Source organism: Flavobacterium hercynium, from assembly GCF_002217285.1.
Taxonomy (GTDB): Bacteria; Bacteroidota; Bacteroidia; order Flavobacteriales; family Flavobacteriaceae; genus Flavobacterium; species Flavobacterium hercynium.
Map to the genome: position 1 here is coordinate 1 of NZ_MUGW01000092.1, position 6758 is coordinate 6758.

The window sequence follows — 6758 nt, forward strand, 5'->3', positions numbered from 1 at the left end:
ACCTTTTTCAGGACAACTCACCTAATTTTACGAAAAATTAAAGATGCAGTTAAACGGATTTTAGTTTAATTTCATCGACTTAGTTTTTTCTGTCAGAATTTTTAGTATAATTTGTCTTTCTTAGTGAATACATCAATTTTTAGAATATAATGACTTAGTACAGGTTAATTAATTCAAAAAAAAGCGCCAACTTATTTAAGTTGGCGCTTTTACTATTTTTATAAAGATTTATTCAAACTCTGAAGTAAAGAATAACTTTACGTTCGGATATTTACTTTGTGTCATTTGAATTGTAAAATCAGAATCAGCTAAAAATACCAATTGACCGTATTTATCGTGAGCAAGGAATTTTTGTTTGATACGTTTAAACTCTTTAAATTCTTCACTCTTAGGATCATTAGGCTTTACCCAACATGCTTTGTGTACCGGGAAGTTTTCGTAAGTACATTTTGCACCATATTCATGCTCCAAACGGTACTGAATAACCTCGTACTGAAGTGCTCCAACCGTTCCAATAACTTTACGATTGTTCATTTCTAAAGTAAACAACTGCGCAACACCTTCATCCATTAACTGATCAATACCTTTATCAAGCTGCTTAGCCTTCATTGGATCTGCGTTATTGATGTATCTAAAGTGTTCCGGTGAGAAACTCGGAATACCTTTAAAGCTCATTACTTCACCTTCTGTAAGTGTATCACCAATTTTAAAGTTTCCGGTATCATGTAAACCAACAATATCACCCGGATAAGAAATATCTACAATTTCTTTTTTCTCTGCGAAGAAAGCATTTGGGCTGGAGAATTTTAAATTTTTCTTCTGACGAACATGATAATAAGGCTTATTTCTTTCAAAAGTTCCCGAAACAATTTTTATAAATGCCAGACGATCTCTGTGTTTAGGATCCATGTTGGCGTGGATTTTAAATACAAATCCAGTTAGTTTTTCCTCAGCAGGATCAACCAAACGCGTTTCAGAATCTTTTGGTCTTGGAGATGGAGCAATTGCAACAAAACAATCCAACAATTCGCGAACTCCAAAATTATTCAAAGCCGAACCAAAAAAGACAGGCTGAATTTTTCCGTCTAAATAATCCTGACGTTCAAATTTAGGATATACTTCATCAATCAGTTCTAATTCTTCACGTAATTTATCCGCTGGTTTTTGACCAATTATTTTTTCTAATTCAGGATTTTGTACATCAGAAAAAGCAATTGTTTCCTCGATGTTTTTACGGCTGTCTCCACTAAAAAGATTAATGTTTTGTTCCCATAAATTATAAATTCCCTGAAAATCATATCCCATTCCGATAGGGAAACTTAGCGGCGTAACCTTTAAACCTAATTTCTGTTCAACTTCATCCATTAAGTCAAAAGCATCTTTTCCTTCACGGTCTAATTTGTTGATAAAAACGATCATCGGAATGTTTCGCATTCTACAAACAGCAACTAATTTTTCTGTTTGTTCCTCAACCCCTTTTGCAACGTCAATTACAACAATTACACTATCAACAGCAGTAAGAGTTCTAAAAGTATCTTCGGCAAAATCCTTGTGACCCGGAGTATCCAGAATGTTGATCTTTTTATCTTGATAATTAAAAGCAAGAACAGATGTTGAAACCGAAATACCTCTTTGGCGTTCGATTTCCATAAAATCACTCGTTGCTCCTTTTTTAATTTTATTATTTTTCACGGCACCAGCTTCCTGAATAGCCCCTCCGAATAACAATAACTTTTCAGTTAAAGTCGTTTTACCGGCATCAGGATGCGATATAATTCCAAATGTTCTTCTGCGTTGTATTTCTTTTAAAAAGCTCATATTTTGTATAAATAGGTTGCAAAAGTACTACTAATTACGGCTTAATAAAAATATTCACTTCTTAAATTGGGAAGTCTTTATATATTTAGGTAAGGGAGTAATAAAACAAAAGGCTGTCGATTGAACAGCCCTTAGTATTGAAATTTTTAAAATTATTGATTAACCGACCAAACAGTGTAACCTTTTGGAGGACATTGAATTTTTACCCACTTGTCTCCCTGTGTAGTTGGATACCAGGAAGAGTTACCAGTAAAATCTTTAATTTGTGTAGAAGCCCAATTGGTTTCTACCCATCTTTCCTGCCATGAAGTCGAATTATTAATGTACACCACTAATCCGGGATTGCCGTTGTATCCATTTCTTCGGGCAACATATTCATCATTGTCAGAATATAAAATAGAAGTATTACCGGTAGCTTTGTTGTTATGAATCCATATAAGGTTGTTCAATTTATTTTTGTCCAGCGTTTCTTCATAATCTTTGTAAAATAAAGTTGGATAACCTTCATGAGTCAAGATATACGAATAAGCTAATAATTTGCTAGATATTTCATCCGTGTCATGATTGGTTACAAAAGTTACCGCTTTAAAAGGATTTCTCTTCCACATCATGTCATCATTTAGTAAAGCAAGATTGTTTCCGTCAAAAGCATCATTCATTTTATAGTAACAAGCAAAATCAAAAACAGAACTATTCGCATTGTTAGCCCACCATTCAAGCGTGTTTACATTGGCATCCCAATATTCACCCACAGAAAATCCGCCAACATTAGCATTCCAGGCATTTACTACCCACGGACCGAAACCTTTTACATAGTCAAATCGCCATCCGTCAAACTTCATCGTATTTTTATAGTACTTACCAACCCCATCAGCTCTAATCCACAACCAATCTTGTACATAAGGATCGGCATGGCATAAATCAGGAAAACCGCCAAAAAAGCCTTCATCATTATTACCAAAACTGTTTTTGTAAAAATTGTTATAAGTTCGTTTGAATTTTCCGGAAGCGATTCCTGTAAAATTAGTCCAGGTATTTGTTCCTGTAAAAGGATTAGCTTCAGATTGACCTCCACTATTGTGGTTCAAAACAATATCAGCATATACCTTCATATTCTCAGCGTGCGCCTTTGTAATAAGATTTACCAGTTCTGTTTTAGAACCAAATCGGGTTTCGATAGTTCCATTTTGATTGTAATCTCCAAAATCGAAATAATCTGTAGGATCGTAACCCATGGATAAAGGTCCGTTTTGTGCTTTAGATGCCGGCGGTAACCAAATCGATCCAATTCCTGCATTTGACCAATCCGTTAGTTTTCCGTTTACAGTATTCCACCAATTTCCGCCAGCAGGAACATCCCAGTAAAAAGCTTGCATCATAACGCCTCCGCCTGGATTTTCTACATATTTTCCAGTTTCAGAGGATTTTGCATCCCCTGTACTAAAAGATTTTCCGTCATGATTCGTAACGTTGATGATTTTAAATTGCTGACTTTCAGCTTTAGCATCTACGCTGTCTGTTTCATTTTGCGAGCAAGAATAAAAAAGAAATGCAATTACGGCAACAAAATAAATTGAGGCATGTGTTTTTTTCATAATTTTTTGATGTGGTTAAGGTTAATAAAGTTTGAATTGTATAATTTAAAAGAGATATTCATAATTTTACTACCTATAAATTATTAATTACGCATCTAAAGTATGTTTTATTTGATGTAATTGTATTTTATAAGAAAATATTTATACCACGAAAACGTTGTAGTGTTAAAAACTTTTTATTTTAGAAGATTTAAAGATTACAATTATCTTTAAAAATTGATTTTATAGAGCTGATAGAGAATTAAAACACAGGAGATAGATCAACTTTAAATTCAATTTTAAATGAACGGCTATAATTTTTTGTTAATAGTATAGCTGATAGTTGTATTATGTAATTGAATTGTTATTTTTGTTCGTTATAAGTTAAAAGAACTTAGATCTTAATTATTTGTTGTTTTCAAAGAAATCTGAAAATATAAGTAAATTAATTACGTTTAAAATTCTATTGCTAAAGCAAGACCTTTACATTAAAATTAAATTTAAAATAATGTTATTAAAAAAATTACAGCTAAAAACAATTGATTACAAGTTTGTACTAACAATGTGTTTTTTACTTTTTTTCACTTCAATTGTTTCTGCGCAGGAAATTATACCAGATGCTACTGTCGTGGCAGAAAAACCCTTAGAAATTCCAGCCGGACAAAAGCTTAAGATTGATGGTATTATTGCTACAGTAGGAGATTATATTGTTTTAGATTCAGATATTGATAAAGCCTATTTAGAAATTGCCGGTCAGGGAGGTAATATAAAAGATATTACAAGATGCCAGATGCTTGGTAAGCTTTTAGAAGATAAATTATATGCACATCAGGCTATTCAGGATAGTATTATTGTAAGCGATGCCGAAGTAAGAAGTATGATGGAAGAGCGTTTGAATTATATGATTCAACAAGTAGGAGACATTAACAAAGTAGTTGCTTATTATAAAAAAGGTTCTGTAGAAGAATTTAAAACCTATTTCTCAGATATTTTAAAGGAGCAAAAACTAGCGTCAGAAATGACAAAGAAAATTGTTGATGCTGTAGAGATTACTCCGGAAGAAGTTCGTAATTTCTTTAAGAAAATACCAAAAGATGAGTTGCCAACGTTTGGTGCTGAAATGGAAGTAGCACAAATTGTTATTGAACCTAAAGTTACCAAAGAAGATAAACAAAAAGTAATTGACAGGTTAAACGGAATTAGAGCAGATGTTCTCGAAGGTTCCAGTTTTGCAACAAAGGCAGTATTATATTCTCAGGATCCGGGATCTGCACCCAATGGAGGTTTTTATAAAATGACCAGAAAAACACCTTTCGTAAAAGAATTTAAAGATGTTGCTTTTAGTTTGGCAGAAGGAGAAATTTCAGAGCCTTTTGAAACTAACTTTGGATACCATATTATTATGGTCGATAAGATAAAAGGACAGGAAGTAGAATTACGCCATATTTTGATTTCACCTACCGTTTCAGAAAATGCTTTAAAAGAAGCAAAAGAAAGAGCTATAAACGTTAGAAGTAAAATTGTAAACAAAGAACTTACATTTGCAGATGCTGCTAGAACAGAATCTGACGAAAAAGAAACTAGAGCAAACGGAGGTACATTAGTAAACCCAAATACACAGGATACACGTTTTGAATTAACCAAAATGGATCCAACGTTATACAGCCAGGTTTCAAACCTAAAAGATTTTGAAGTTTCTCAGCCACTTTTAAACACAGACGATAAAGGTAAAAAGACCTATAAGTTAATTACCGTTACCAACAGAATTGACCAACACGTTGCTGATTATGCTAAAGATTATACTAAAATTAAAGAATTAGCATTAAAAGAAAAACAGATCAGTACAATTGCAAAATGGTTTGATACTAAAATTAAAGATACTTACATTAAAATTAGTGGAGAGTACAGAGATTGTAAGTTTACAAACAACTGGTTGAAAAAATAATTTTTATTAAATAAATAAAAAGAGTTAGTTTTATGATTTCATATTTCTAACTCTTTTTAAATTTAAATACATTCATAAATGTCTGACGTAACAGCAATTCATAACCTAGTTCAAAAAAGGAACGAATTAAAAGCCGAAATAGCAAAAATTATTGTGGGCCAGGACGATGTCGTAGATCAAATATTGATTTGCATTTTTTCAGGAGGACACGCACTTTTGATTGGTGTGCCGGGATTGGCAAAAACATTATTGATAAATACATTGTCTCAGGCTTTAGGATTAGACTTTAAAAGAATTCAGTTTACACCCGATTTAATGCCTTCTGATATCTTAGGAAGTGAAATATTAGATGAAAACAGAAGATTTAAATTTATAAAAGGACCTGTTTTTTCTAATATTATTTTAGCCGATGAGATCAACAGAACACCTCCAAAAACACAGGCCGCTCTTTTAGAAGCAATGCAGGAGCGTTCCGTAACTATTGCGGGAGAAATTCATAAGTTAGATTTGCCTTATTTTGTATTGGCAACACAAAACCCAATTGAGCAGGAAGGAACATATCCGTTGCCTGAAGCACAATTAGACCGTTTTATGTTTGCTATAAAATTAGAATATCCAACCTTCGAAGAAGAAGTGCAAGTCGTAAAACGTACCACTTCTGATGTAAAAACAACTATAAACCCATTGTTCTCTGCACAGGAAATCATAGATTTTCAGCATTTAATTCGCAGAATTCCAGTGGCTGACAATGTAATAGAATATGCAGTAACATTAGTAAGCAAAACACGTCCTGATAATGCTTTAACCAATGATTTTGTAAAAAACTATCTGGATTGGGGTGCAGGGCCAAGAGCTTCTCAAAACCTAATATTAGCAGCAAAAGCACATGCAGCATTTCACGGTAAATTTTCACCGGATATCGAAGATGTAAAAGCCGTTGCTACCGGAATATTGCGTCATAGAATTATTAAGAACTATAAGGCAGATGCTGAGGGAATTACAGAAGAGATTATCATTCAGAAACTGTTATAATAAAACATATATTTAGAAAGCCTGACATTTCAATGTCAGGCTTTTTTTTGCTCTTATTTAAACTTACAAAATTCTTTCAATTTTTGCAATTCGTTTTATGTCGAAATGTATAATTGAAAAGCAAAAAAGGATCACTATAACGTTGTAAATCCTAATTTAGAATCATTCTTTGTTAAAAACCAATCAAAACAACGCTTTGTTTATAACAACAAATTTCGACTTTGTTAAAGAAAAGATTTTAAAATGTTAAAAATTTATTTTTTTAATATTAATTTGATTTTTTAGCAAAAACAAGCAGTCAACATCGTTTTTTAGCAATAATAATTTTTGAATACACGAGTTCTATTATATTTTGTTTAATTATAAGGTTTAATGTTTAAATTTGCGTA

At 32.5% G+C, this 6758-nt stretch carries 4 protein-coding genes; 2 read left to right on the forward strand and 2 right to left on the reverse strand.

The features are described 5' to 3' along the window. Positions 1 to 228: 228 nt before the first annotated feature. The gene (locus B0A66_RS22535; protein ID WP_089052090.1) at positions 229 to 1818 is read right to left on the reverse strand and encodes a peptide chain release factor 3; all 1590 of its coding nucleotides are present in this window, start codon (positions 1816 to 1818) and stop codon (positions 229 to 231) included. A 152-nt stretch (positions 1819 to 1970) separates the two neighbouring features. Beyond that, complete coding sequence (locus B0A66_RS22540; protein ID WP_089052091.1) at positions 1971 to 3413, reverse strand: alpha-amylase; 1443 nt, start codon at positions 3411 to 3413, stop codon at positions 1971 to 1973. 487 nt (positions 3414 to 3900) lie between these two features. Here B0A66_RS22540 and B0A66_RS22545 point away from each other — a divergent pair, with 487 nt between their 5' ends. After that, entirely contained in the window at positions 3901 to 5337 is a 1437-nt protein-coding gene (locus tag B0A66_RS22545) for a peptidylprolyl isomerase (protein ID WP_089052092.1), read from the forward strand. A 78-nt stretch (positions 5338 to 5415) separates the two neighbouring features. Beyond that, entirely contained in the window at positions 5416 to 6369 is a 954-nt protein-coding gene (locus B0A66_RS22550; RefSeq protein WP_089052093.1) for an AAA family ATPase, read from the forward strand. The last annotated feature ends 389 nt before the right edge of the window (positions 6370 to 6758 follow it).

What these genes read in the sequence shown, in the direction of transcription:
- B0A66_RS22535 (WP_089052090.1), bottom strand. Translation starts at nt 1,818, where the DNA reads ATGAGCTTTTTAAAAGAAATACAACGCAGAAGAACATTTGGAATTATA.
- B0A66_RS22540 (WP_089052091.1), bottom strand. Translation starts at nt 3,413, where the DNA reads ATGAAAAAAACACATGCCTCAATTTATTTTGTTGCCGTAATTGCATTT.
- B0A66_RS22545 (WP_089052092.1), top strand. Translation starts at nt 3,901, where the DNA reads ATGTTATTAAAAAAATTACAGCTAAAAACAATTGATTACAAGTTTGTA.
- B0A66_RS22550 (WP_089052093.1), top strand. Translation starts at nt 5,416, where the DNA reads ATGTCTGACGTAACAGCAATTCATAACCTAGTTCAAAAAAGGAACGAA.